Source organism: Xanthomonas hortorum (assembly GCF_024339125.1).
In the GTDB taxonomy this organism is placed as follows: Bacteria; Pseudomonadota; Gammaproteobacteria; order Xanthomonadales; family Xanthomonadaceae; genus Xanthomonas; species Xanthomonas hortorum.
In genome coordinates this window covers 3,169,355-3,194,545 of record NZ_CP101417.1, presented here as the reverse complement: position 1 = coordinate 3,194,545, position 25,191 = coordinate 3,169,355, and the positions used below count along the sequence as shown (strand labels likewise).

Genomic DNA, 25,191 nt, shown 5'->3' with positions numbered 1-25,191 from the left:
GTCTCCGGAGGTGCTAGGTGGGATCGAGACAGGCGCACAGCGCATCACGCAGCGCCTGCCGGGCGGATTCGGACAACGGGCGGTCGTGCTCGTCGGTGATCTGGAACTGGTCTTCGGCGCGCTCGCCAAACGTGGCAATGCGCGCGTCGTGCACGCGCAGGTGTTGCAGGCGCAACACGTTGGCCACGTCGGCCAGCAAGCCGGGGCGATCGGGTGCGACCAGGCTGATGCGGGTGCGGCGGCCGCCAGCGCTTTCGCTGAATTCCACACGCGGCGCAAAGCGGAAATGGCGCAGCTGGCGCGGCACCGCACGCCGCGAGGGACGCACCTTCTGCAGGTCGCCGGCCAGCACCTGCCGCAAGGCCGCAGCCAGACGCTGCGGGTCGCCATCGGCAGAGCTGTCCTGCGGCAGCACTTCGAACACGTCGAAGATGGCATCGTTGGGTGCATCCAGCACGCGGGCGCGGTGGATGCCGTAACCCTTGCGATCCAGCGTGGAGACGATCGCCGAGAACAACCCGTCACGGTCGCGCGAATACACGAACACTTCCAGTGCGTCGTTGTCCGGCACTGCGCGACGCGCCTTGACCGTGGTCTGGCCGATCTGCACTTCGATCAGCGACACCGCCTGCCAGGCCAGTTGCTCAGGACGGAAACGCAGGAAATTCTCGTCCGGCATGCCGGCGAACTGACGATCGATGGTGGCATCGTCGTGGCCTTGCGCCTGCATCAGCGCACGCGCGGACTCGCGCGCTTCGCGCAGGCGTTCTTCGCGCGGCGGCGGATGTTCCAGACCTTCGCGCAAGGCGCGGCGCGCAGCGAAATACAGATCGGCCAGCAGCCGGTCCTTCCAGGCATTCCACAATTTGGGGCTGGTGCCGGCGATGTCGGCGCAGGTCAGCAGATACAGATAGTCCAGCCGTTCGCGCGTGCCCACCAGCGTGGCGAAACGATGGATCACCTCCGGGTCGGAGATGTCCTGCTTCTGCGCGGTCACCGACATGCGCAGATGCTGCTCCACCAGCCAGGCCACCAAGGCGGTATCGCCTTCGCTGAGCCGATGCGCCTGGCAGAACGCACGCGCATCCACCGCACCCAGCTCGGAATGGTCGCCGCCACGGCCCTTGGCGATGTCGTGAAACAGACCGGCCAGCAGCAGCAATTCCGGCTTGCGCAAGCGCGGCCAGACTTCATGCGTGATCGAAAAACGCTCGTCGGCGCGACCGGCCGCAAACAGCGCGATATTGCGCAGCACCATCAGCGTGTGCTGGTCCACCGTGTAGACATGAAACAGGTCGAACTGCATGCGCCCAGACACGCTGGCGAATGCGGGAATCCACTGGCCCAACACGCCCAGGCGCGCCATGCGATTGAGCGTTTCCATCGCACGCGGGCCGCGCAGCAGCCCCATGAAACGGTCGCGCGCGGTGGCGTCGGCCACGTCGTAAGCCGGCAGCTCGCGCAGCACCTCGGCCAGCGCGCGCGCGGTCAGCGAATGCAGGCCACGCACCTCGCGATGGGCCGCCCACTGCGCAAACAACGCGAATACCTGCAGCACATCGCCGGCCGGCCAATCATCCGCGTCGGCCGCCAGATAGCCGCGGCGCAGGCTGAAGCCGCCACCGATCGGTTCCGGTACCGCTTCGCCATCGAATTGTTCTTCGAAGCGCTGCAACAACCGGTCGCTGATGCGGCGGATCAATGCAGCGCTGCGATAGAAGCGCTGCATCATCTTTTCCACGCCCAGGCTTTCCGGGTCGTCGGCAAACCCCAGCCGCTCGGCCAGGGTCTTCTGGTAATCGAAACGCAGGCGTTCTTCCGGCCGGTTGGCGACGATGTGCAGACCGAACCGCAGCCGCGCCAGTTCTTCGCGCTCGCGCCGCAGCGCCGCAGCCTCGTCGAAGCCGACATGGCCAAGCCCGACCAGCGCTTCCAGATCCTTGACGCCGAAGGCGCGCAGCGCCATCCAGCCCAGCGTCTGCAGATCGCGCAAGCCGCCAGGGCCGTCCTTGATGTCCGGTTCCAGATTGTCGGCGGTGTCGCCAAAGCGCTGATGCCGCGCCAGCAGTTCTTCGCGCTTGGCCTGGAAGAATTCGCGCGCCGGCCACACCCGTTGCGGGGCGATCGCTGCGGCCAGTGCCGCGCGCGCCTCGCTCCCTGCAACCAGCGGGCGCGATTCGATCAATGCGGTCAGCACGGTCTGGTCGGCTGCAGCGGCGGTGCACTGCGCAGCGGAGCGCACCGCATGACTGATCGGCAGGCCCACATCCCACAGCAACGCGAACAAGCGCGCCAGGGCCTGCTCGTGCTGTTGCTGCACCGCGCTTTCGCCCAGCACCAGCACATCCACGTCCGAACGCGGAAACAGTTCACCGCGCCCGTAACCGCCAACCGCATGCAACGACAACCCGGCATCGCCCGGGATGCAGCGCGTCCAGGCATTGCGCATCAATTGGTCGACCGCGCGTGCGCGCAAGGCCACCAGGCGTTCGATCGGTTCACCCTGATCGAAGCGCTTGCACAGCCGCATGTCCGCATGCACCAGCAGCGGACGGGCCTGCGCGGCCCACTCGGCATCGCCGGCGACACCCGGGTCGGGTCGATCCGCCGGCGTGGCCGTCATACCGGGGCGGGCGCGTTCGGCGACAGCGTCAGCACATCCACGCCGTCTTCGGTCACCGCGACCATGTGTTCCCACTGCGCGGACAACTTGCGGTCCTTGGTGACCACGGTCCAGCCATCGGGCAGCGTCTTATGGTGGTAGGTGCCTTCGTTGATCATCGGCTCGATGGTGAAGGTCATGCCGGGCTTGAGCACCAGGCCTTCGCCGGGACGGCCGTAATGCATCACCTGCGGCTCGTCGTGATAGACCTTGCCGATGCCGTGGCCGCAGTAATCGCGCACCACGCTGAAGCGCTCGGCCTCGGCATACTTCTGGATCGCATGGCCGACATCGCCCAGCGTCGCACCCGGCTTGACCGCGCGGATGCCGCGCCACATCGCTTCGTAGGTGGTATCGACCAGGCGCTTGGCCATCACCGACGGCGTACCGACGTAATACATGCGGCTGGTATCGCCGTGCCAGCCGTCCTTGATGACGGTGACATCGATATTGACGATGTCGCCTTCCTTCAGGACTTTGGCCGCGCTCGGGATGCCGTGACAGATCACGTTATTGACCGAGGTGCACACGCTCTTGGGGAAGCCGCGATAACCGACATTGGCAGGAATGGTGCCCTGCACGTTGACGATGTGGTCGTGGCAGATGCGGTCCAGCTCGGCAGTGGTCACGCCCGGTTGCACGTGCGGGGCCACGATGTCGAGCACCTCGGCGGCCAGGCGGCCGGCGACGCGCATCAGTTCGATTTCTTCTTTGGTTTTTAGATTGACGCTCATGGTCCGGATTATCGCCGATTCGGGCTGAATCTGAACGACCCGCGCAGCCGTTTTTTGCAAAACACGCCGTTACGGCGGAAGCGGGCGGTGCAGCAAAAAACTGGCGTCACCGCGCATTCATGTGTGACATAGTTCAGAAAGCGTCAAATTCTCCATTAACGGAGTCATCCGCAGGACATCCCAATTTTGCGAAAAGAATCAGATTAAACAGCTAGATAGCGCGTGAATTCGGCGTTATCGTTTGGCACAGCTGATGCATTGGAGGAAGGGCGACACGTCGTCGCGTCACCAATGACCAGACCGGTCAAGGAAATGTCCATGCGTACTGTCCGTCCTGTCCTGCTGTCCCTCGGCCTGCTCTCGACCATTGGCGTTGCCACAGCAGCCGATACCACCACATTCAACGTCAAGATCGCCGTCACCAAGGCCTGCACCATCACGGCGGCATCTGCGACGGACGTCGACTTCGGCTCGGTGTTGTCCACCTCGACCGCCAATGCCGACGCCAACGGCAGCGTGACCGCGCAGTGCACCGCGTTGACGCCGTACAACATCGCCTTGAGCGCAGGCAGCAATGCCGGCACCGCCAACGACGTCACCACCCGCCGCATGAAGAACACCGATGCGCTGGTCACCACCAACAACTTCATCGCCTACCAGCTGTACCAGGATCTGGGCCGCAGCACGGTGTGGGGCAGCACCAGCGGCACCAATACGCTGAGTCGTACCGCCACCGGCATCAACCAGGTCTATCCGGTCTACGGCCGTGTGACCAACCCGTCCGCCAACAATCCGGCAACCGGTGCGTACCAGGACACGATCACCGCCACGATCGTCTATTGAGCGCGCGCATGCCTTTGCACCACCGCCTGTCGTCTCGCATGCCGGCGTGGCTGGTCACGACCGGAATGGTCTTGACGCTCGCGCTGAGCAGCGCCTGGCCGCTGCTATCGGCGCGCGCAGCCAGCCTGCAATTGGCACCGACCTCGCTGACGCTGAGCGCAGAACAGTCCGCCGACGGGTTGTGGCTGAGCAACAGCGGCGGCGTGCCGGTGCAGGTGCAGACCCGCGCCTATCGCTGGACCCAGCGAGACGGGCAGGACCAGCTCGACCCGACCCAGGAACTGCTGGTCAGCCCACCGATGCGCACCCTGGCCGCCGGCGAGCGCCAGCTGATCCGGGTGATCCGCGCCGGGCCTGCGCCGACCAGGCAGGAAGTCTGCTACCGCATCATCGTCGACGAATTGCCCAATGCCGATGCCGACCGCAAGGGCATGCAGTTCGTGCTGCGCTACTCGGTGCCGATCTTCGTGCTGCCGCCTGGAAAAGCCGAGCCCACGCCGACCTTGAGCACGCAAGTGGTGGCCGGCAGCGACGGCAATGCGCAGATCCAGATCAGCAACACCGGCAATGGGCATGCCCAGGTCGCCGACCTGCAGCATCGGGTCGATGGCGCGACCAAGACCACATTGAACGGACTGGTGGGCTATGTGCTGCCCGGCCAGACCATGCGCTGGTCGCTGGGTGCACCGCTGGCGCAGTTCGCCCGCGGCACCATCATCGCAAGGATCAATGGTGAGGCGGACGAACGCACCCTGTTGGCAACGCCGACAGCGCCGTGACACGGCCCGGCTGGCGATGACGCTGCTCGCGACCGCCACCTGCCTGGGAAGCGCCGCGGCTGTCGATCTGGCCGACGTTGCCGCGCTGCCCGATCAAACCCCGCAAAGCGCCAGCGCACTGCCGCAGACGCTGTACCTGGATGTCACCCTGAATCAGGCCGACCGCGGCCTGGCGCCGTTCGAATTGGTGGACGGCCACCTGCGTGGGTCGGTCGAAACGCTGCGCAAGCTAGGCTTCATCCTGGCCGACCGCAGCGCCGGCGAGCTGGTCGATCTGGATCGCCTGCCCGATGTGGAAGTGCGCTACGACGCCGCGCTGCAGCGGCTGGCGCTGCAGGTGCCGCTGGCCCAGCTGTCGCTCTCCACCACGGTATTGAAAGCCGAAGAAGTCGCCCCGCCCAGCGCCACCGCCTCCCCGGGCATGCTGCTCAATTACGACGTCTATGCCACGCGCAATGCCGGTGCCAGCAGCGTGTCGTTGGCGACCGAACTGCGCGGCTTCGGCATCGGCCGCGGCATGGTCGACACCACCGCCGTGTTCCTGGCCTACGACCGTCCGCAGGACCAGCGCTGGCGCAGCGAAGCGGTGCGCCTGGACAGCGCCTGGCAGATGGATTTCCCGGATACAGCCACCAGCCTGACGGTCGGCGACTTCTACAGCGGCTTTGTCGACTGGAGCCGCTCGATCCGCCTGGGCGGCGTGCAGATCGGCCGCAATTACGCCTTGCAGCCCTATCGCGTGTTGACGCCGACGCCGAGTTTTCTGGGCGAAGCGGCGGTGCCTTCAACCATCGAGCTGTATGTCGATGGCCTGCGCCAATACAGCGGCCAGGTGCCGGCCGGGCCGTTTCAGCTGGCCGCACAACCGGGCATCAGCGGCACCGGCCAGGCGCAGATCGTGGTGACCGATGCGTTCGGCCGCGTGCGCCGGCTGGACTTCGCGTTTTACGGCACCCCGCAACTGCTGGCGCGCGGCATCTCCGAATGGTCGGCCGGGATCGGCCACCTGCGCCAGGACTACGGCGTGCGCTCGTTTTCCTACGATGCGCGCACGGTCGCCAGCGCCACCCTGCGCAAGGGCCTGCGCGACGATTTCACCATCGAGGCGCATGCCGAAGCCGGCGGCGGCGTGGTCAACGCCGGGGCCGGCGGGATCTGGCTGCTTGGCGTGGGCGGGGTGTTCAACCTCGCCTATGCGCACAGCCAGATGGATGCGCTGCGTGGCGGCCAGTACGTGCTGGGTTATGCCTGGAACAACCGTCGTTTCAATTTCAATCTCGGCACCCAGCGCACCCATGGCGACTACCGCGACCTGGGCGCGCTGCAGGGCGCATTGCCGGCACGCATCAGCGACCGCGCGGTGTTCGGCGTCAACGTCGCTCCGATCGGCTCACTCGGGACCAGCTACGTGCGGCTGAGCTATCCGCAAGGCGACACCTCGCGCTATGCCAGCGTGTTCTGGTCGCGCAGTTTCGGGCGCAACTGGGCCGCCAATCTGTCCGGCAATCAGAACCTGGACGTGCGCAGCGATCGCAGCCTGTATCTGTCGCTATCGACCACCTTCGGCGAGCTGCGTCAGGCCAGCGCCTCGATGCAGCGCAACGGCAATCGCACCGGATTTGTGGCCGATGTCAGCCAGCCGTTGCCTGGCGACGGCGACCTGGGCGGCATCGGCTGGCGCCTGCAGGGGCGTGCCGGCGACGATGCCAGCGGCGGGCTGGCCGAACTTGGCTGGTTGAACCGGGTCGGCCGCTACAACCTCGGCGCAGCCAATCAGGATGGCGACAACTTCGGCTATGCCAGCGCCAGCGGCAGCCTGGTGTGGATGAACGGGCGTGGCTTTGCCGCGCGCGATATCCAGGATGCGTTTGCGGTGGTGTCCACCGACGGCCAGGCCGGCATTCCGGTACGGCTGGAGAATCGCCTGATCGGCGTCACCGATGCGCGCGGCACGCTGCTGGTCACCCCGCTGCAATCGTGGCAGCGCAACCAGTTGTCGATCGACACCTTGAACCTGCCGGCGGATCTGCGCGTGGACCGCGTCGATACCGCAGTGACGCCGCGCCAGCAATCCGGCGTCGCGGTGCGCTTCGGCATCACCCGCGTACGCGCGGCGATCATCGTGTTGCACGACGCGCAAGGCGCCCCGCTGCCGGTGGGCAGCGTGGTGCAGCGCGAGGGCGATGCCGAACGCGTGGTGGTCGGCTACGACGGCGAAACCTATCTGGACAATCTACAGAGCCACAACCACCTGCTGGTCGACTTGCCGCAGGGCCGCTGCAGCGCGCAGTTCACCTATCCGGCCCACCCGAGCGGCATTCCGCGGGTGGGACCACTGCAATGCGTCACCGAGCAGAAAACGCCATGAACCTGCACGGCCTCTGGCGCCTGGTGTTTGCGCTGGCTATCGCAACGCTATGGCTTGCACCAAATCAGCGCGCGCATGCCGACACCACCTGTACGGTCACCCTCGGCACCCCGCTGGCATTCGGCAATGTCGCCGCCAATGGCACCACCGATGCAGTGGCAACGCTCAACGTCTCCTGCGCAACCGCCGCGCTCAGCGTCCTGGGCTATGCACAAGTAAGCCTTTGCCTGGACCTGGGGCCAGGCAGCGCCAGCAGCGGGCTGTATGCACCGCGCCGCATGCTCAACTCCACCAGCGACAGCCTGGACTTCCAGGTCTACAGCGATGCCACGCGCACCCAGATCTGGGGTGCCACCGGATCCACAACGCCGTCGCCGCGCACCTTGACGCTGTCGTACGGCGTCCCGGTGATCACCGGTGGCTCGCAGACGGCCACCATCACGCTGTACGGACGCATTCCGGCCAACCAGATCCTGTCGGTCGGCAACCACACCAGCAGCTTCGGCGGCGCCGACACCGTGCTGCGCTATGCCTACAACGAGAGCATCATCGGCATCCCACCGCTTCCGGGCAGTTGCATGGCCGGCGGCAGCGGCGCCAAGACCGCCAGCAACGCCTTCCCGTTCACCGCCTCGGCCAACGTGCCGGCACGCTGCAATACCTACGTCACCACCGACCTGGATTTCGGCAGCATTGCCGGCACCATCAACACCGCCATCGACCGCAGCTCCACCATCAGCCTGACCTGCACCAACCGCACCGCCTGGAACATCGGCCTGGGCGACGGCATCAACGCCACGGGCAGTCTCCGACGCATGCGGCATTCCAGCAGCGCCAATTACATCGCCTATGAGCTCTACAGAGACGTCGGCCGCGGCAGCCGTTGGGGGACCAGCATCGGCGTCGATACGCTCAGCGGCACCGGCAACGGAGTGGCCCAGACGGTGACCGTTTACGGCCGCGCGCCCGCACCGCAACTCCCCATCGCAGGCGACTACAACGACACGGTGACCGTCTCCATCACTTATTGACAGTTAATCAAGTTCGCATCCGGGACGTCGCTATTTGTTACGTCTCCAATGCAAACGATTGCCTTCATGATGCCGGTCACCCTCCTGAAGCGCCTGATGCTGCTTGCTCTGTTCTGCAGCGCGTCTGTGGCCAATGCTGCGGCCAGCCGCGGCCCGGAAAATTCCACCCTGCACATCGGCCTGCGCCTGCTCAGCGGCTGCGAGCTGCGCACCACGCCGCCGCGCGCCAGTTGTTCCAGGGGCACGCCGATGGCGATCGCCCAGCCGGCGCGTGCCGCCGAAACACCGGCCATCGCAAGCACGGGCCAGGACGCCAGCGCATTGGCAGGCCCGGCGCCGGCCACCGCCGCACGCATCACCACGATCGCGTTCTGACCATGGCCACGCGACGCTCCCTTCATTGCTGGCTCGCAGTTGCGCTGGCCTGCGTCGCAATCGACGGCGGCGCCGTCGCTGCCGAGATCGCCATCGCACCGACCACTGCGCATATCCCGGCCGATAGCGATCAGGCAACGGTCTGGCTCTACAACCAGGCCGCGCTGCCATGGCGCGCCGAAGCCAAGCTCTACCGCTGGCGGCAGGATGGCGAGCGCGAAGTACTTGAACCCGCCACCGGCGCCACGGTCAGCCCGAATCATTTCGAGATACCGTCGCAAGGGCGCCAGCTGTTGCGGGTGATCCGGCTCGGCCCCAGCCCGGTGCAGACCGAAGACAGCTATCGACTGGTGGTGACCCAACACGCCACCGGCGACGAAACCGAGTTGCTGCGTTATTCCACCCCGGTGTTCGCCCTGCCCAGCCAGCCAGCCGAACCGAATCCGGTACTGCGGACCACCCTGTCCGGCCACGGCGGCGGACGCGCACTGAGCGTGCACAATGCCGGGCTCAGCCATGCACGGCTGGCCGATCTGGCCTACATCGATGCTGGCGGCACTCGCCGCAGCATCCGTGATGATCTGGCCGGTTACGTGTTGCCAGGCCAAACCCGCCAATGGGCACTACCGGCCAACCTGCCCACCGGCAGCGGCCGCTTCGTGGCGCGCATCAACAGCGACATCGAGACCACGCTGACGCTTGAGCCGTGAATCGGGAATTGGGAATTGGGAATCGGGGCAGCATTAGAGTGGCTGACGAAACCGCTCAGTTGTTTGGATCGAACTGAGCTGATCAGGCCGCACCACATCTGACCGCCGCGTCGCATTCACTGCTCGCAACGATGCACACCAGCCATCTCCACTGGTCCTTGCCCTCCCACCATCGCGGGACCTTACGCGGCATGGATGCCGCGTAAGAGCCTTATCTGTTCGGAATCTGGCAGTTTAGGTGTCGAGAGCCGGCGTGGGCCACCGTGAGAGCCTGGATCTCAGCGATCGCCGTGTAGCTTGGTACCCACGCCGGATTCTCCCTTGATTCGCCCGAACAGTTGCCCGAGGTGACACTCGAAACGATAAGACTGGGCAGGCGAGGGAGCTCTCGACATTTCTAGCCTAGCGGAGATTTCCCATGAGCGGAATCGGGATCGATGTGTGCAAACACTCTCTTGACGTTGCGGTTTTTCGAGGCCAGACCCGTCAGTTCACCAACACCGCAGGCGGTCATCGGAAGCTTGTCGATTGGCTGAATACGCTGTCGGTGCGGCAGGTGGTGCTGGAGGCGACCGGGGGCTACGAGCTGGCAGCGCTGGATGCCTTGCATCACGCCGCATTGCCGGTGGCGCGCGTCAATGCGCAACGGGCACGCAACTTGGCCAACGGTTTGGGACTGGCCAAGACCGACCGGCTGGACGCCGCCATGTTGGCCTGCATGGCCGAGAAGATGGAGCTCCATCAGTATGTTCCACTGGAACCATGGCAGCGCGATCTGGGCGAGCATGTGCGTGCCCGTCGGCAACTGGTGGATCTGTTGAAAACAGCAAGGCAGCAGCTGCTGCAGGTTGCGGAAAAAGCGCTGCGCAAGCTGCTGCAGGGCAACGTGAACCAGCTTGTGCGCAGTGTGGCGCGGTTAGACAAACTGATCGCCGGGCAGCTGAAGACGCTACTCACCGAGCAACCGCACCTGGCTGCGTTGAAGACGCTCAAAGGGGTCGGTCCGGTGCTGCTGGCCGTGCTGGCGTGCCGGTTACCAGAGCTTGGGACGCTCAGCGGAAAGCAGATATCCCGATTGGTTGGCGTTGCCCCGCTCTCGCGCGACAGCGGCGCGATGCGAGGTAAACGGGGGATTGGCGGAGGCCGAGCCGACATCCGACAGGCGCTGTATATGGCGGCCATGTCCTCAGCTCGGCACGAGCCACGTCTGCGCGATTTTTACAGAGCGCTGCGGGCACGCGGCAAGGAGGGCAAGGTCGCCCTTGTGGCGGTGATGCGCAAGATGCTGGTCATCCTCAATGCGCGCGTGCGCGATGAAAGAGCCGCCATGCAGCCCGCCTGAGCGCATTTGACGGCCATGCGCAAACGCAAAAAAGCGTGCCGGCCAGCGGCCGGCACCTACCGATGAACGCGCCTGAAGGAAACCGCTCAAAGGTCGCGGGTTGAGGTCCTGATCAACACAGTTGCTACACGGACGTACTTGCGGCGTGTCCCGCAATGGTGGGCGGGCAAGGGCCCCGCAGTCAATCAACAGACCAACTGCTCTGCCCCCGAAGCATCCACACCTCCAATGAACCTCTCAAGGCGCCCAAGCTGTTGAGCTTCAGCGCAGCTGGACGTCCCCAAGCCGACCAATTGCGCAGACGCGCCCTGCCGGCTATACTCCGCCGGCTGTTTTGCGTCTTTACGCATTGCGTCGTCCACGTCGGACGTCACCGACGAATTCACACCTGCCGCCGCCATCCGTGCCGGGGTGCCCCGCGAGGGGTTCGACACGGAGGCGACAGGGAAGCCCAACCCCGGAATCACGTGCGTTTTGATGCGAGTCCCTCGCAACAGCCCGCACATCCATGTGCGGACTTTTCAACAACAGCCGCGCACGGCGATTCCGCTACCAGGAATTACTTCAATGCCCCAAGTCACCATGCGTCAGATGCTGGAAGCCGGCGTCCATTTCGGTCACCAGACCCGCTACTGGAACCCCAAGATGGCGCCGTACATCTTCGGCGCGCGCGGCAAGATCCACATCATCAACCTCGAGAAGACCGTTCCGCTCTTCAACGACGCGATGAACTTCCTCTCCTCGATCGCGCAGAAGCGCGGCACCATCCTGTTCCTGGGCACCAAGCGCAGCGCGCGCGAGTCCATCAAGGAAGAAGCCGAGCGTTGCAACATGCCGTTCATGACCCAGCGCTGGCTGGGCGGCACGCTGACCAACTTCCGCACCGTCAAGCAGTCGGTTGCGCGCCTGAAGGAACTGGAAGCGGCCGAGACCGATGGCACCTTCGAGAAGCTGGTCAAGCACGAAGTGCTGGGCCTGCGTCGCGAGCGCGAGAAGCTGGACGCCTCGCTGGGCGGCATCAAGGAAATGAACCGCCTGCCCGACGCGATCTTCGTGATCGACATCGGCCATGAAGATATCGCCATCAAGGAAGCCAAGAAGCTCGGCATCCCGGTGATCGCCGTGGTCGATACCAACTACGACCCGGCCCTGGTCGACTACGCCATCCCGGGTAACGACGACGCCATTCGTGCCGTGCAGCTGTATGCACGCGCCGCTGCCGACGCCGTGCTGGAAGGCAAGGCTGCTGCTCCGAACTCCGCCTCCGTGCGCGAAGAAGAGTTCTCGGCCGAATCCGCCGACGAAGGCAAGGGCCGTCGCGCCCCGGCCAAGAAGGCCGAGAAGACCGAAAAGAAGGCTGACGCTCCGGCCGATGCCGCAGCTCCGGCTGCTCCTGCTGCCGAGTAATCGGCCTGCAATGCGGCCGCACCATGCTGTGCGGCCGCAGCCCCGACGGGACCATGGCGTCCCGTCGCCCGGGCCACTGAAGACATCTACGGGGGCGGCCAGCACATTGCGCCGTCTCCTCATTGGCGGAACATCTCCGCCGCATGCATTCGTCCAAACGAGGTAATTCCATGGAAATCACTGCTTCCCTGGTCAAGGAACTGCGCGAGCGCACTGGCGCCGGCATGATGGAGTGCAAGAAGGCACTCGTCGAAAACGCTGGCGACATCGACGCCGCTGCCGAATGGCTGCGCAAGTCGGGTCTGGCCAAGGCCGACAAGAAGGCCGACCGTGTTGCCGCCGAAGGCCGCATCGCGACCGCCCAGGCCGGCGGCAAGGCCGTGCTGGTCGAAATCAATTCCGAAACCGACTTTGTCGCCAAGGATGAGAACTTCCTGGCCTTCACCGAGACCGTGGCCACCGCTGCGCTGAACTCGGATGCGGCCGATGCCGAAGCGCTGAAGAGCGTCAAGCTCGACAGCGGCGAGACCATCGAAGAACGCCGCGCTGCGGTCATCGCCAAGGTCGGCGAGAACCTGCAGGTGCGTCGCCTGGTGCGCATCGACAGCGCCAACAACGTCGCAGCCTACGTGCACGGCGGCCGCATCGGCGTGCTGGTCGAGCTGAAGGGTGGCGACATCGAGCTGGCACGCGGCATCGCCATGCACATCGCCGCGATGAACCCGCCGCACGTCAAGGCCTCCGACGTTCCGGCCGAGTTCGTTGCGAAGGAAAAGGAAATCGAACTGGCCAAGATGTCCGAGAAGGACAAGTCCAAGCCGGCCGAGATCCTGGAAAAGATCATCAGCGGCAAGATCAGCAAGATCATCAACGAAGTCACGCTGTACGGTCAGCCGTACGTGCTGAACACCGATCAGACCGTCGAGCAGGCCGTCAAGGCGGCCGGTGCAGAGGTGATCGGCTTCCAGCGCCTGGCCGTTGGCGAAGGCATCGAGAAGGTGGTGGAAGACTACGCCGCCGAAGTGATGAAGCAGGCCGGCCTGGCCTGATCTTCGCCACACGCAAAAAAAAAGCCGCGGCATGCCGCGGCTTTTTTTTGCCTGAAACCTGATGCGCATCCGCACCGACGCTCAAAGCTGAAGCGCACGCATACACCGCACCGACAACCGACCTCGACTCTACAGATGTTGTGACGGTGGCCGCTAAATCTGAATGCCGACAAGGCTCTCAGCGTCCAGAACGCGCATATCGCAGCGCAGCGATGGCAAAGCTTGGCGTGCCCCACTCAACGAACGCAGCTGTATGCTTGCGCTCACCGTCGGCGATGAATCATGCAACCAGACCTCCAAGCCGCCCTGCACTACTGCCGCAATCTGCCATCGCCGCCCGGCGTCGCGCTGCGCATCATTGAACTTGCGCAAGACCCCGATGTGGACATGACCGCGACGGCCAATGTCATCGGCATGGACATGGCATTGAGCGCACGCATGCTGCGCGTTGCCAATTCGCCGCTGTACGCCAGCCGCCGCCGCATCGACAACCTCGGCCAGGCGCTGACCATGCTCGGCCTCAACGCCACCTTGAGCCTGGCACTTGGGTTTTCGATGGTGCACGGCGTGCGCAGCACCTTCACCGCGCATCCGCTGCACGATCGTATCTGGCGGCGTGCCGGCTTGTGCGCACTGGCCAGCCGCATCCTCGGGCAGGCCTACGGCATCCGCAAACCCGAAGAATTGATGCTGGCCGGCCTGCTGCAGGACATCGGCAAGCTGGCCCTGCTGCAAGGCGCACCCGCGCTGTATGCGCCGCTGCTGGAACAGGCACCGGACAACACCGCGTTGCTGGAAGCCGAGCGCGAGCACCTTGGCGCAACCCATGCCGAGGTCGGCGCCTGGCTTGCGCATCAATGGCAGTTACCGCCGTATCTGCAGAACGCGATCGCGCAAAGCGAACAGGAGCCAGCCAGCCTGGAACCGTTCATGGCCTGTGTCGCGCTGTCCGGACGGCTGGCCGATATCTGGCTGTCGGCCAGCGCGGTCACCGCCACCGAACACGCGCAACAGCAGGCCCAGCAGGTGCTGGAACTGGACGCAGAACGCTTCGAAAAAGTGATCGAGCGCATCGCCGAATCGCTGCCCGAACTGGAAGCCCTGTTCGACATCCGCGTACCGCAGCCCGAGCACATCCAGATGATCTTCGAGCAGGCCCGCGAGTTGGCGATGCTGCGCAGCCTGCGCGAGTTGCAGGATGTGGCCGAAGCGCGCCGGCATGCCGACGAATCGGAAAACCGCATGCGTCATCTGGCCGAACAGGCCAGCCGCGACGCACTCACCGGTGTGTTCAATCGGCACCAGCTCGGCACTGCGCTCGAGCACGAATTCGAGCTTGCATCACGCCAGAGCTGGCCGCTGTCGATCGCCTTCATCGATCTGGACGACTTCAAGCGCGTCAACGATTCGCATGGGCACCTGATCGGCGACGAAGTGCTGCGTAATTTTGCGCAGACACTGCAGCGGATGGTGCGCACCAGCGACCTGGTCGCCCGCTATGGTGGCGAAGAATTCCTGGTGATCCTGCCCAACACCACAGCCGACGCCGCATTGATGGTGATCGAGCGCATCCTGGTCGAAACCGCACGCACGCCGATGGCGCAATTGCAGAGCGGCCCGCTGCACATCACCTTCTCCGCAGGGCTGGCCACGCATGGCGGCGGCGGCCGCCAGTTCGAGAGCATCGAGCATTTATTGCAGGCTGCCGACAGTACGCTGTATCGCTCCAAGCATCGCGGCCGCAACCGTGTCACCGCTTACGATGCGACCGATGTGCCAGCCCCGCAGCCGCTGCGCGCGCACTGAGCAACGCATCACGTCACGCCCCGACAAGCGAATTTTTACCACGCCCGGTGACAGGCTTCCGCTAGACTTGCCGGCGTTTGCCGATCCCCCACACCGAGGTTCCCCCATGTCTGCACTTCCCTATCGCCGCATTCTTCTCAAACTTTCCGGGGAGGCGCTGATGGGAGACGGGGATTACGGCATCGACCCCAAAGTCATCAATCGCCTCGCCCATGAAGTGATCGAAGCGCAGCAGGCCGGCGCGCAGGTCGCACTGGTGATCGGCGGCGGCAACATCTTCCGCGGCGCAGGTCTGGCCGCCAGCGGCATGGACCGCGTCACCGGCGATCACATGGGCATGCTGGCCACCGTGATCAACGCACTGGCCATGCAGGACGCGCTGGAAAAGCTCGGCGCCAAGGTGCGCGTGATGAGCGCGATCAAGATCAACGACGTGTGCGAAGACTTCATCCGCCGGCGCGCGATCCGTCATCTGGAAAAGGGCCGCATCGCCATCTTCGCCGCCGGCACCGGCAACCCGTTCTTCACCACCGACTCGGGTGCGGCGCTGCGCGCGATCGAGATCGGTGCCGACCTGCTGCTCAAGGCAACCAAGGTCGACGGCGTCTACGACAAGGACCCGAAGAAGCACACCGATGCGGTGCGTTACGACACCCTGACCTACGACCAGGTCATCATGCAGGGCCTGGAAGTGATGGACACCGCCGCCTTCGCCCTGGCACGCGACAGCGACCTGCCGCTGCGCATCTTCGGCATGAGCGAGCCCGGCGTGCTGCTGCGCATCCTGCACGGCGAGCAGATCGGCACGCTGGTTCAGGGCCGGAGCTGAGGTTGGGAATCGGGATTGGGGAATCGCAAAAGCGCCGTTCCAGGAACTGCGCTGATACCTGACCGATAGCGTCGCCGGGCTGAAGCGGCGCCGCAAGTGAACCGGCTGCGCAGGACCCTGCCAGCCGGCAAGTCTCAAAACGCAGTCCCGGCTATAATCCCCGGATTCAGCTCCACACGGATTCCGGCGATGCTCAACCAGATCAAACAAGACGCGCTCACGCGCATGACCAAGAGCATCGATGCTCTGCGCCATTCCCTGACCACCGTGCGTACCGGCCGCGCCTCTCCGGCGCTGCTGGACAACATCAAGGTCAAGGCATACGGCACCGACACCCCCTTGAATCAGGTTGCCAGCATCAGCGTCTCCGAAGGCCGCTCGCTGGTCATCAGCCTGTTCGACAAGGGCATGATCAAGGACGTCGAAAAAGCGATCTATGCCTCGGATCTGGGCCTGACCCCGACCGTGGTCGGCACCGTGATCCGTCTGAACCTGCCGCCGCTGACCGAGGAGCGCCGCAAGGAGCTCAGCAAGTCCGTGCACGGCGAAGGCGAAGACAGCAAGGTGGCCATCCGCAACATCCGGCGCGATGCCAACCAGCAGGTCAAGGATCTGCTCAAGGACAAGGCAGTCACCGAAGACGAGGCGCGCAGCGCCGAAGACGACATCCAGAAGCTGACCGACAAGGCCATCAAGGACGTGGATGAGGTCGTCAAGGGCAAGGAACAGGAACTGATGACGGTCTGATCGTGGCATCACCTGCCATGCATCCAGAACCCTCCGCTGCCGCCGTGCCGCGCCACATTGCCATCATCATGGATGGCAACGGGCGTTGGGCGCAGCGTCGGCGCCGTCCGCGCATGATCGGCCATCGCGCAGGCGCGCGTGCGGTCAATCGCACCATCGACTTCTGCCTGGAAAAAGGCGTCTCGGCGCTGACCCTGTTCGCGTTCTCCAGTGAAAACTGGGGCCGCCCGCAGGAGGAAGTGGATGCCTTGATGAAGTTGTTCCTGCATGCACTCGATCGCGAGGTCGACGAACTGCAGCGGCGTGGCGTGCAAGTGCGTTTCATCGGCGACCGCAGCCGCTTTGCCGCGCCGTTGCGCGAGCGCATGGCCGGCGCCGAGCGCATCACCGCCGCCAACTCGCGGCTGGTGCTGAGCATCGCTGCCAGCTACGGCGGCCGCCAGGACATCGCGCTGGCCGCACGTGCACTGGCCGAAGAAGTGGCTGCCGGCCGTCTGCAGCCGCAGCAGATCGACGAAGCCCTGCTGGCCAGCCGGATCGCATTGGCCGACCTGCCGGCGCCGGATCTGTTCATCCGCACCGGTGGCGACACCCGCATCAGCAATTTCCTGTTGTGGCAGCTGGCCTATACCGAACTGTGGTTCACCGAAACCCTGTGGCCGGAGTTCGATGCCGCGGTGCTGCAGCAGGCGCTGGACGACTATGCCGGGCGCGAACGTCGCTTCGGCCTGACCAGCGCCCAGATTGCCGACAAGGCGACAGAGGCCTCCTCCGCATGACCAGGACCCGCGTGATTGCCGCGTTGATCATGGCGCCGCTCGCCATCTGCGCGATCGTACTACTGCCGACCCAATGGCTGGCAGCGCTGGCGGCGATCCTGTTCCTGACCGGCCTGTGGGAGTGGCTCAAGCTGTCCGGCATCGACGACAGCCTGCCGCGCACCGTGCTGCTGATGCTCAATCTGCTGCTGATGGTGCTGATGGTGTGGGCGTCGGCCGGCTCCATGGTGCTGTTCCAGATTGCCGCGTTGGTGGGTGTCGCCTGGTGGCTGCTGGCCTTGCTCTGGCTGCGCTTTTTCACCTTTGGCGCAGACCACGGCAACGGCCAGGCGCGTGCGCTCAAGCTGGCCGCCGGCACGCTGGCGGTGCTGCCGGCCTGGGCCGCGCTGGTGCTGCTGCATGCCAATCCGGACAAGGGCAATCTGTGGTTACTGACCGCGCTGACCATGGTGTGGGCGGCCGATTCGGGCGCGTATTTCGCCGGTCGCGCGTTCGGCAAGCACAAGCTGGCGCCGCGGGTCAGCCCGAACAAGACCATCGAAGGCCTGCTCGGCGGCATGGTTGCCGGCATCGTGGTCGCCTGCGCATTCGGCTGGCTGGCCGGTCTGACCCTGGCGCATGTGCCGCAGCTGATGCTGGTCTCTGCCATTGCGGTGCTGGCCTCGGTGCTGGGCGACCTGTTCGAGAGCCTGCTCAAGCGCCACGCCGGCGCCAAGGATTCGGGTGCTGTGATTCCGGGCCACGGCGGCGTGCTGGATCGCATCGATGGCGTGCTCGCCGCCCTTCCGGTGTTCGCACTCGGCAAGGAAATTCTCGGATTCTAGGCATGGCTGGCTCTTCTCTCCGTCAGGTCGCCGTGTTCGGCGCCACCGGCTCGATCGGTGCGTCGGCATTGGATGTGATCGCCCGTCACCCCGAGCGGCTGCGCGCCAGCGTGCTGTCGGCCGGTAACAAGGTCGAGGCATTGCTGGCGCTATGCGCCGCGCATCGGCCCGCGCATGCGGTGATTGCCGACCACTCCCTGTACCCGGCGCTGCGCGATGGCTTGCGTGCGGCCAGCCTGGCCACGCAGGCGCATGCAGGTAGCGAGGCACTGGATGCACTGGCCGGCAGCGATGCCTGCGACACCGTGGTGGCCGCCATCGTGGGCGCCGCCGGCCTGCCTTCGACCCTGGCCGCCGCCCGCGCCGGCAAGCGCCTGCTGCTGGCCAACAAGGAATCGCTGGTGCTGGCCGGCGAGCTGCTGACCCGCACCGCGGCGGCGGCGGGCGCGGAGATCATCCCGATCGACAGCGAGCACAGCGCCATCTTCCAGTGCCTGCGCTCCTGCGACGCCAGCCGTGGCGTGCGGCGGGTGATCCTGACCGCCTCCGGCGGGCCATTCCGCGGCTGGGAGCGCGCCGCGCTGGGCGCGGTCACCCCGGCGCAAGCGGTCGCACATCCCAAATGGTCGATGGGCCCGAAGATTTCGGTGGATTCGGCGACCCTGATGAACAAAGGCCTGGAGGTCATCGAGGCGCATCACCTGTTCGGCCTGCCCGGCGCGCAGATCGATGTGCTGGTGCACCCGCAAAGCCTGGTGCATTCGCTGGTCGAATTCGTCGACGGCTCCACCCTGGCCCAGCTTGGCCTGCCGGACATGCGCACCACCCTGGCGGTCGGCCTGGCGTGGCCGGAGCGGGTCGAATCGGGCGTTGCCGGGCTGGATCTGCTGAGCCAGGGGCGACTGGATTTCGAAGCACCGGACACCGCCGCATTTCCGTGTCTGCGGCTGGCCTGGGAGGCACTGGAGGCCGGTGGAACCGCGCCCGCGATCCTGAACGCGGCCAACGAAGTGGCTGTTTCAGCCTTTCTTCAGGGCAAAGTGGGTTTCCTAGCGATCCCAGCGTTGGTCGAACACACACTGACAACGCTCCCACGGCACAATGCCGACACCCTCGACACCCTTCTTTCTGCCGATGCCCAAGCACGGCAGATCACTGAACGCGCCCTCGCCCATCATTCCTTTCATGCCTGATCGATCCACGCAGCCGAGTTGCATCCATGGGTGATTTCATCGGTTCGGTCTGGTGGATGATCGTCAGCCTGGGCGTGTTGGTGACGTTTCACGAATTCGGGCACTTCTGGGTCGCGCGCCGCTGTGGCGTCAAGGTGCTGCGGTTTTCGGTGGGTTTCGGCAAGCCGTTGTGGATGCGCCGCGACCGCCACGGTACCGAGTTCGCGATCGCCGCGATTCCGCTGGGCGGCTACGTCAAGATGCTCGACGAGCGCGAAGGCGAGGTGCATCCGGCCGAGCAGGATCAGGCCTTCAATCGCAAGACGGTGTGGCAACGCATCGCGATTGTCGCGGCCGGCCCGATCGCCAACCTGTTGCTGTGCATGGCGATGCTGTGGGCGATGTTCGTGGTCGGCAAGCAGGATTATTCGGCCACCGTCGGCCGTGCCGATGGCCTGGCCGCCGAAGCCGGGCTGACGCCTGGCGAGCGCATCGTGCGGATCGACGACCGCAACGTGAGCAGCTGGAGCGATGCGAGCATGCAGCTCACCACCGCAGCGATGGACAGGCGCGATATCCGCGTGCTGACCGCCGCCGAGGGCGCCGGCAACAGCGAGCACACCCTGCGCCTGTCGCAGCTGCCGGCCGGTTTCGACGAGCGCCGCGTGGCCGCGCTGGCCGGCATCGGCTGGCAGTTCATGCTGCAGCCGCCGGTGGTGGGTCAGGTGGTCGCCGGCTCTGCGGCCGAGGGCCTGCTCAAGCCGGGCGACCGCATCGTGGCCATCGATGGCCAGCCGATCCGCTCGGCCGACGAGATTCCTGCCCAGCTGCAGACGCTGGGCGCGCAGGGCGGGAAAGGCATGATCGAGGTCGCACGCGGCGAAGACCGGCTGGCGCTGGAAATTGCCCCGCGCAAGTCGCCGCAAGGACAGTGGATGCTGGGCGTGGGGTTTGCCCCCGCACCAGCCCCGGCCTACGACAGCCGCCAGCAGTACGGCCTGTTCGCCGCCGTCCCTGCCGCCATCCGCGAAACCGGCAAGATGACTGCCGATTCGCTGGGCATGATGAAGCGCATGCTGACCGGCCAGGCCTCGGTGAAAAACATCTCCGGCCCAGTCACAATTGCGCGCGCCGCCAATGCCTCGGCCGAACGCGGGCTCGACTGGTTCCTGTATTTCCTGGGATTGCTGTCGCTCAGCCTGGCGATCATCAACCTGATGCCCATCCCGATCTTGGACGGTGGGCATCTGCTGTATTACCTTATCGAGTTGATCAAGGGCAGCCCGATCAGCGAACGGGCCATGATTGCCGGGCAATATGTCGGCCTGGCGCTCCTGGCAGGGCTGATGGGACTGGCGTTCTACAACGACATCCTCGGCCTGCTTCCACGATGAAACTGCTCCACCCTTTCCGCCTGTTGTCGTCGTCATACGTCGGCATCCAGCAACACCCGAAATCGACTCCAACCGGATGTGACATGACGCGTCTTCCCACTCGCCGCCTGCTTGCCCTCGCTCTTGCCGCCGGCCTCAGCCTGCCAGCCCTGGCCCTGGCGGCCGAGCCGTTCGTTGCCAGCGACATCCGCGTCGACGGCCTGCAGCGCATTGCCTCCGGCACCGTGTTCACCTATCTGCCGGTGAATCGCGGCGACACCGTGGACGATGGCAAGGTTGCCGACTCGATCCGTGCGCTGTACCGCACCGGCTTCTTCGAAGACGTGCAGCTGGATCGCCAGGGCAACATCCTGGTGATCACGGTCAAGGAGCGCCCGGCGATCAACAAGCTCACCGTGACCGGCAACAAGGACATCAAGTCCGAAGAGCTGCTCAAGGGCCTGGGCGATATCGGCCTGACCGAAGGCGGCACCTTCGACCGGCTGAGCCTGGACCGCGTGACCCAGGAACTGACCCGCCAGTACAACAACCGCGGCAAGTACAACGTCGAGATCACTCCGACGGTGAGCCCGCTGGATCGCAACCGCGTCGACGTGGCCATCGCGATCAAGGAAGGCAAGGCGGCCAAGATCCGCCACGTCAACCTGATCGGTACCGAGAAGTTCGCCAACGAGGACATCCTGGAAAACTGGGAATCCAAGGAGCACAACTGGGCCTCGTGGTATCGCCGCGACGACCAGTACTCCAAGGAAAAGATGTCCGGCGACCTGGAGAAGCTCAACTCCTGGTACCTGGACCGCGGCTACGTGGACTTCAGCATCGACTCCACCCAGGTGGCGATCAGCCCCGACAAGCGCGACATGTTCGTCAGCGCCGGCGTCACCGAGGGCGAGCAGTACAAGATTTCCGAGATCAAGGTCACCGGCGACACCGTGTTGCCGCAGGCCGACATCGAGCGCCTGGTCATTCCCAAGGCCGGCGACATCTTCTCGCGCGCGTTGCTGGAATACACCTCCGATGCGATCACCAACACGCTGAGCAACGTCGGTTACGCGTTCGCCAAGGTCAACCCGATCCCGACGCCGAACCGCGAGGACCGCACCGTTGCGGTGAACCTGCAAGTAGTGCCGGGTCCGCGCGTGACCGTGCGCCGCATCCTGTACAAGGGCAACAGCCGTACCTCGGACGAAGTGTTGCGCCGCGAAATGCGCCAGTTCGAAAACACCTGGTACTCGCAGGCGGCGATCGACCGCTCCAAGATCCGTCTGCAACGCCTGGGCTACTTCGAGAGCGTGGACGTGGAAACGCCGGCCGTGCCGGGTAGCAACGACCAGGTCGATGTGGTCTACAACGTCAAGGAAACCACCTCCGGCAGCTTCGTGTTCGGCCTGGGTTACTCGCAGAGCTTTGGTGTGACCACCTCCGTGCAGTTGTCGCAGAACAACTTCCTGGGCGGCGGTAACCGTGTGGCGGTGGAGGCCTCGCGCAGCACCTTCCAGCAGCGTTACGCGTTCTCCTACACCAACCCGTTCTTTACCGACGACGGCGTGTCGCTGGGCTACAACCTGTCCTGGCGCGCACTGGACTACTCGGACTTCAACACCGCGCAGTTCAACAGCAAGAATGGTTCGGCGCAGGTGGTGTTCGGCGTGCCGATCACCGAGAACGATACCGTCTCGGCAATGGTCGGCATCGACAGCAATCAGATCACCACCTTCCCGGGCACCACGCCTCGGGCGATCATCGATTACATCGATGCGATCGGCACCCGTACCTTCCACGCCTGGCGGACCGAGCTGGGTTGGGCGCGCGATACCCGCAACGACTTCTTCATGCCGACCCGCGGCATGTACCAGCGCGTCGGCCTGGAAACCACCCTGCCCGGCTCCACGGTCGAGTACTACAAGCTCAATTACCAGATCTCCAACTACTGGCCGATCATTCCGGCAATCGTGTTGAACACGCGCTTCGAACTGGGCTATGGCGACAGCTACGGCAATGACAGCACGCGTGTGGTGACCGATGGCAATGGCGTGTCACGCACCATCACCGCCACCGGCCTGCCGTTCTACGAGAACTTCTACGCCGGCGGCACCAACTCGGTGCGCGGCTTCGAAGACAACACCCTGGGCCCGCGTTCGGAAACCATCAACGGATTCAATCGCGGCCAGCCGCTGGGTGGCTCGTTCAAGACCGTGGGCTCGGTGGAAATGTATTTCCCCAAGCTGTTCGACAGCCCGTCGGCGCGCGTATCGGCATTCTTCGACTTCGGTAACGTGTATAGCGGCGTGGACAACTTCAAGGCCAACGAACTGCGCGCGTCCACCGGCGTGGCGTTGCTGTGGCGCGCACCGGTCGGCCCCATCTCGATCAGCTACGCGTTCCCGCTGAAGAAGGAAGACAACGACGAGATCGAACGTCTGCAGTTCACCTTCGGCGGCCAGTTCTAATCAATGCAGGCAAAACAATGGCGGCCCGAACTTCGGGCCGCCATTGTTTGTTTGAACTGCTTCCTGTCTGAAACCCGGACTTAGAAGTAGGTGTTCCAGACGTTGCCCAGGCAGGTGGCGGTGGCGCCCCAATCGGACGAGTCCACGCACTGGATCTGCTGGTCCCAGAAGCCCTGAGCGTTGGCGCGCTGTTCTGCGAAGTCGTCGGCCGAGGCACTGGCAACCGCGCCCAGCAGGATCACGCTTCCGAAAATGGAGAGGACAGTTTTCATATGCTTTTCCTGGGTTCGCCGCACAGTTGCGGCCCAGTCAGAGATACGCCCGACTGTTTGGCAAACGTTTGGCAACGTTTTTTTTCCGTAAAACCAGCTACTTACTGTTTACGCGAGGTTCACCCTGATGCGCTTGACCGCCAGTGCGATTGCCGAACAATTTGGGTTGACCGTCGTTGGCGACGGCACCACCGAAGTCACCGGTGTCGCCACCCTGGCGCATGCCGGCGCGGGGCAGCTGAGCTTCCTGTCCAACCCACGCTATCGGCCGCAGCTGGCTGACACTCAGGCAGCCATCGTTGTCCTGCGTGCCGAGGATGCGCAAGCCGCACGCGGCACCGCGTTGGTCGCCAAGGATCCCTATACCGCGTTCGCCAAGATCGCCGCCTTGTTCGATGTGGCGCCGGTGCGCGAACCGGGCATCCATCCCTTGGCGGTGATCGACCCCACCGCTCAGGTCTCGCCGAGCGCGCATGTCGGCCCGTTCGTCAGCATCGGTGCGCGCAGCCGCGTGGGCGATGGCTGCGTGATCGGCACCGGCAGCATCATCGGCGAAGACTGCGTGGTGGATGCCGGCAGCGAACTGATCGCCCGCGTCACCCTGGTGACCCGCGTGCGGTTGGGCAAGCGGGTGCGCATTCACCCCGGCGCGGTGATCGGCGCCGATGGTTTCGGCCTGGCGATGGATGCCGGCCACTGGATCAAGGTGCCGCAACTGGGCGGTGTGGTGATCGGCGACGATTGCGAGATTGGCGCCAACACCTGCATCGACCGCGGCGCGCTGGAAGACACCGTGCTGGAAGAAGACGTGCGCGTGGATAACCTGGTGCAGATTGCGCACAACTGCCATATCGGTGCGCATAGCGCGATCGCCGGCTGCACCGGCATTGCCGGCAGCGCCAAGATCGGCCGTTACTGTCTGCTCGGCGGCCACGTCGGCGTGGTCGGCCACCTGGAGATCTGCGACAAGGTCGTGATCACCGGCAAATCGGTGGTGCGCAATTCCATCCATGAGCCGGGCGAGTATTCGTCCGGCACCCCTCTCACCGACAATCGCACGTGGCGCAAGAATGCCGCGCGCTTCAAACAACTCGATGTGCTGGCAAGGCGCATTCTGGCTGTGGGCAAGGAGAAAGAATGAGTTACCCCACGTATGAGCTGCCGATCGACGTCAGTCAGATCCAGACGCTGCTCCCGCATCGTTACCCGTTTCTGCTGGTCGACCGGGTCCTCGAACTCGATCTGGAAACCAAGTGGATCGTGGCGCAGAAGAACGTCACCATCAACGAGCCGTTCTTCCAGGGCCACTTCCCGAACCGCCCGGTGATGCCTGGCGTGCTGATCATCGAGGCGCTGGCGCAGGTCGGTGGCGTGATGACCCAACTCGGCTTGGGCCGCGATGCGTTGTCGCAGTTGTTCTACATGGTCAAGGTCGACAACGCCCGCTTCAACAAGCAGGTGATCCCGGGCGATGTGTTGATCATGGAGGTGAAGATGAAGCGCCTGATCCGTAACGTGGGATGCTTCTACGGCGAGGCCAAGGTCGATGGCGAAGTGGTGGCCAGTGCCGAGGTGATGTGCGCCGGCGCCAGGTAATAACCCGCTTTCGGAGTAAGAC

The 25,191-nt window shown here is 64.8% G+C and carries 22 protein-coding genes; 19 read left to right on the top strand and 3 right to left on the bottom strand.

All coding sequences use genetic code 11. From position 1 onward, the window contains the following. Nucleotides 1-13 precede the first annotated feature (13 nt). Nucleotides 14-2,623: a [protein-PII] uridylyltransferase gene (locus NMB96_RS13720; RefSeq protein WP_023903448.1), complete on the bottom strand. Its 2,610-nt coding sequence runs from the start codon at nt 2,621-2,623 to the stop codon at nt 14-16. After that, nucleotides 2,620-3,396 (bottom strand): type I methionyl aminopeptidase, encoded by a 777-nt coding sequence (gene map, locus NMB96_RS13715; protein ID WP_043889100.1) that lies wholly within the window; start codon nt 3,394-3,396, stop codon nt 2,620-2,622. Before map ends, NMB96_RS13720 begins: the two co-directional genes overlap by 4 nt. Before the next feature lie 318 nt (nt 3,397-3,714). Here map and NMB96_RS13710 point away from each other — a divergent pair, with 318 nt between their 5' ends. From NMB96_RS13710 to bamA, 17 genes are all read left to right on the top strand, one after another. Then, complete coding sequence (locus NMB96_RS13710) at nt 3,715-4,239, top strand: Csu type fimbrial protein (RefSeq protein WP_043909063.1); 525 nt, start codon at nt 3,715-3,717, stop codon at nt 4,237-4,239. An 8-nt stretch (nt 4,240-4,247) separates the two neighbouring features. Then, complete coding sequence (locus NMB96_RS13705) at nt 4,248-5,018, top strand: fimbrial biogenesis chaperone (protein WP_023903446.1); 771 nt, start codon at nt 4,248-4,250, stop codon at nt 5,016-5,018. A 16-nt stretch (nt 5,019-5,034) separates the two neighbouring features. Further along, nucleotides 5,035-7,386 (top strand): fimbria/pilus outer membrane usher protein, encoded by a 2,352-nt coding sequence (locus NMB96_RS13700; RefSeq protein WP_043889098.1) that lies wholly within the window; start codon nt 5,035-5,037, stop codon nt 7,384-7,386. Next, the gene (locus NMB96_RS13695; RefSeq protein WP_183086836.1) at nt 7,383-8,417 is read left to right on the top strand and encodes a Csu type fimbrial protein; all 1,035 of its coding nucleotides are present in this window, start codon (nt 7,383-7,385) and stop codon (nt 8,415-8,417) included. Before NMB96_RS13700 ends, NMB96_RS13695 begins: the two co-directional genes overlap by 4 nt. Before the next feature lie 48 nt (nt 8,418-8,465). Beyond that, nucleotides 8,466-8,792, top strand: coding sequence for a hypothetical protein (locus NMB96_RS13690; protein WP_023903442.1), 327 nt, complete (start codon nt 8,466-8,468; stop codon nt 8,790-8,792). Nucleotides 8,793-8,794: 2 nt separating this feature from the next. Beyond that, nucleotides 8,795-9,502 (top strand): fimbrial biogenesis chaperone, encoded by a 708-nt coding sequence (locus tag NMB96_RS13685; protein ID WP_023903441.1) that lies wholly within the window; start codon nt 8,795-8,797, stop codon nt 9,500-9,502. A gap of 418 nt (nt 9,503-9,920) precedes the next feature. Then, on the top strand, nt 9,921-10,844 hold the full coding sequence (locus NMB96_RS13680; protein ID WP_183086592.1) for an IS110 family RNA-guided transposase: 924 nt from the start codon (nt 9,921-9,923) through the stop codon (nt 10,842-10,844). A 567-nt stretch (nt 10,845-11,411) separates the two neighbouring features. After that, complete coding sequence (gene rpsB / locus NMB96_RS13675; RefSeq protein WP_023903440.1) at nt 11,412-12,251, top strand: 30S ribosomal protein S2; 840 nt, start codon at nt 11,412-11,414, stop codon at nt 12,249-12,251. A gap of 170 nt (nt 12,252-12,421) precedes the next feature. Then, the gene (gene tsf / locus NMB96_RS13670; protein ID WP_023903439.1) at nt 12,422-13,300 is read left to right on the top strand and encodes a translation elongation factor Ts; all 879 of its coding nucleotides are present in this window, start codon (nt 12,422-12,424) and stop codon (nt 13,298-13,300) included. A gap of 282 nt (nt 13,301-13,582) precedes the next feature. Continuing rightward, the gene (locus NMB96_RS13665; RefSeq protein WP_023903438.1) at nt 13,583-15,106 is read left to right on the top strand and encodes a sensor domain-containing diguanylate cyclase; all 1,524 of its coding nucleotides are present in this window, start codon (nt 13,583-13,585) and stop codon (nt 15,104-15,106) included. 106 nt (nt 15,107-15,212) lie between these two features. Further along, the gene (pyrH, locus tag NMB96_RS13660; protein WP_006452833.1) at nt 15,213-15,935 is read left to right on the top strand and encodes a UMP kinase; all 723 of its coding nucleotides are present in this window, start codon (nt 15,213-15,215) and stop codon (nt 15,933-15,935) included. A 189-nt stretch (nt 15,936-16,124) separates the two neighbouring features. Then, nucleotides 16,125-16,682 carry a ribosome recycling factor gene (gene frr / locus NMB96_RS13655; RefSeq protein ID WP_006452832.1) on the top strand — a complete coding sequence of 186 codons (558 nt, stop codon included), beginning with the start codon at nt 16,125-16,127 and terminating at the stop codon, nt 16,680-16,682. A gap of 17 nt (nt 16,683-16,699) precedes the next feature. Beyond that, the gene (gene uppS / locus NMB96_RS13650; protein ID WP_043889096.1) at nt 16,700-17,461 is read left to right on the top strand and encodes a polyprenyl diphosphate synthase; all 762 of its coding nucleotides are present in this window, start codon (nt 16,700-16,702) and stop codon (nt 17,459-17,461) included. Next, entirely contained in the window at nt 17,458-18,285 is an 828-nt protein-coding gene (locus tag NMB96_RS13645; protein ID WP_006452830.1) for a phosphatidate cytidylyltransferase, read from the top strand. Before uppS ends, NMB96_RS13645 begins: the two co-directional genes overlap by 4 nt. A 2-nt stretch (nt 18,286-18,287) precedes the next feature. Beyond that, a complete protein-coding gene (locus NMB96_RS13640; protein ID WP_255085037.1) occupies nt 18,288-19,478 on the top strand; it encodes a 1-deoxy-D-xylulose-5-phosphate reductoisomerase in 1,191 nt (396 codons plus the stop codon). Nucleotides 19,479-19,504: 26 nt separating this feature from the next. Continuing rightward, complete coding sequence (rseP, locus tag NMB96_RS13635) at nt 19,505-20,851, top strand: RIP metalloprotease RseP (RefSeq protein WP_023903433.1); 1,347 nt, start codon at nt 19,505-19,507, stop codon at nt 20,849-20,851. Nucleotides 20,852-20,934: 83 nt separating this feature from the next. Next, entirely contained in the window at nt 20,935-23,301 is a 2,367-nt protein-coding gene (bamA, locus tag NMB96_RS13630; RefSeq protein WP_006452827.1) for an outer membrane protein assembly factor BamA, read from the top strand. Nucleotides 23,302-23,381: 80 nt separating this feature from the next. On the opposite strand, the gene NMB96_RS13625 is transcribed toward bamA, so the two are convergent. Further along, nucleotides 23,382-23,573 (bottom strand): hypothetical protein, encoded by a 192-nt coding sequence (locus NMB96_RS13625; RefSeq protein WP_023903431.1) that lies wholly within the window; start codon nt 23,571-23,573, stop codon nt 23,382-23,384. Nucleotides 23,574-23,700: 127 nt separating this feature from the next. On the opposite strand from NMB96_RS13625, the gene lpxD reads away from it, so the two are divergent. Beyond that, nucleotides 23,701-24,714 carry a UDP-3-O-(3-hydroxymyristoyl)glucosamine N-acyltransferase gene (gene lpxD / locus NMB96_RS13620; RefSeq protein WP_023903430.1) on the top strand — a complete coding sequence of 338 codons (1,014 nt, stop codon included), beginning with the start codon at nt 23,701-23,703 and terminating at the stop codon, nt 24,712-24,714. Further along, nucleotides 24,711-25,169, top strand: coding sequence for a 3-hydroxyacyl-ACP dehydratase FabZ (gene fabZ, locus NMB96_RS13615; RefSeq protein ID WP_006452824.1), 459 nt, complete (start codon nt 24,711-24,713; stop codon nt 25,167-25,169). The genes lpxD and fabZ overlap by 4 nt, the downstream gene beginning before the upstream one ends. Nucleotides 25,170-25,191 lie beyond the last annotated feature (22 nt).

Excerpts from the sequence above, each read along its gene's own strand:
- NMB96_RS13680 (WP_183086592.1), top strand. The coding sequence starts at position 9,921 with ATGAGCGGAATCGGGATCGATGTGTGCAAACACTCTCTTGACGTTGCG.
- NMB96_RS13705 (WP_023903446.1), top strand. The coding sequence starts at position 4,248 with ATGCCTTTGCACCACCGCCTGTCGTCTCGCATGCCGGCGTGGCTGGTC.
- frr (WP_006452832.1), top strand. The coding sequence starts at position 16,125 with ATGCTCAACCAGATCAAACAAGACGCGCTCACGCGCATGACCAAGAGC.
- NMB96_RS13645 (WP_006452830.1), top strand. The coding sequence starts at position 17,458 with ATGACCAGGACCCGCGTGATTGCCGCGTTGATCATGGCGCCGCTCGCC.
- lpxD (WP_023903430.1), top strand. The coding sequence starts at position 23,701 with ATGCGCTTGACCGCCAGTGCGATTGCCGAACAATTTGGGTTGACCGTC.
- NMB96_RS13695 (WP_183086836.1), top strand. The coding sequence starts at position 7,383 with ATGAACCTGCACGGCCTCTGGCGCCTGGTGTTTGCGCTGGCTATCGCA.
- NMB96_RS13640 (WP_255085037.1), top strand. The coding sequence starts at position 18,288 with ATGGCTGGCTCTTCTCTCCGTCAGGTCGCCGTGTTCGGCGCCACCGGC.
- NMB96_RS13690 (WP_023903442.1), top strand. The coding sequence starts at position 8,466 with ATGCAAACGATTGCCTTCATGATGCCGGTCACCCTCCTGAAGCGCCTG.
- uppS (WP_043889096.1), top strand. The coding sequence starts at position 16,700 with ATGCATCCAGAACCCTCCGCTGCCGCCGTGCCGCGCCACATTGCCATC.
- fabZ (WP_006452824.1), top strand. The coding sequence starts at position 24,711 with ATGAGTTACCCCACGTATGAGCTGCCGATCGACGTCAGTCAGATCCAG.
- rpsB (WP_023903440.1), top strand. The coding sequence starts at position 11,412 with ATGCCCCAAGTCACCATGCGTCAGATGCTGGAAGCCGGCGTCCATTTC.
- map (WP_043889100.1), bottom strand. The coding sequence starts at position 3,396 with ATGAGCGTCAATCTAAAAACCAAAGAAGAAATCGAACTGATGCGCGTC.
- bamA (WP_006452827.1), top strand. The coding sequence starts at position 20,935 with ATGACGCGTCTTCCCACTCGCCGCCTGCTTGCCCTCGCTCTTGCCGCC.
- NMB96_RS13625 (WP_023903431.1), bottom strand. The coding sequence starts at position 23,573 with ATGAAAACTGTCCTCTCCATTTTCGGAAGCGTGATCCTGCTGGGCGCG.
- NMB96_RS13720 (WP_023903448.1), bottom strand. The coding sequence starts at position 2,623 with ATGACGGCCACGCCGGCGGATCGACCCGACCCGGGTGTCGCCGGCGAT.
- pyrH (WP_006452833.1), top strand. The coding sequence starts at position 15,213 with ATGTCTGCACTTCCCTATCGCCGCATTCTTCTCAAACTTTCCGGGGAG.
- tsf (WP_023903439.1), top strand. The coding sequence starts at position 12,422 with ATGGAAATCACTGCTTCCCTGGTCAAGGAACTGCGCGAGCGCACTGGC.
- rseP (WP_023903433.1), top strand. The coding sequence starts at position 19,505 with ATGGGTGATTTCATCGGTTCGGTCTGGTGGATGATCGTCAGCCTGGGC.
- NMB96_RS13710 (WP_043909063.1), top strand. The coding sequence starts at position 3,715 with ATGCGTACTGTCCGTCCTGTCCTGCTGTCCCTCGGCCTGCTCTCGACC.
- NMB96_RS13665 (WP_023903438.1), top strand. The coding sequence starts at position 13,583 with ATGCAACCAGACCTCCAAGCCGCCCTGCACTACTGCCGCAATCTGCCA.
- NMB96_RS13685 (WP_023903441.1), top strand. The coding sequence starts at position 8,795 with ATGGCCACGCGACGCTCCCTTCATTGCTGGCTCGCAGTTGCGCTGGCC.
- NMB96_RS13700 (WP_043889098.1), top strand. The coding sequence starts at position 5,035 with ATGACGCTGCTCGCGACCGCCACCTGCCTGGGAAGCGCCGCGGCTGTC.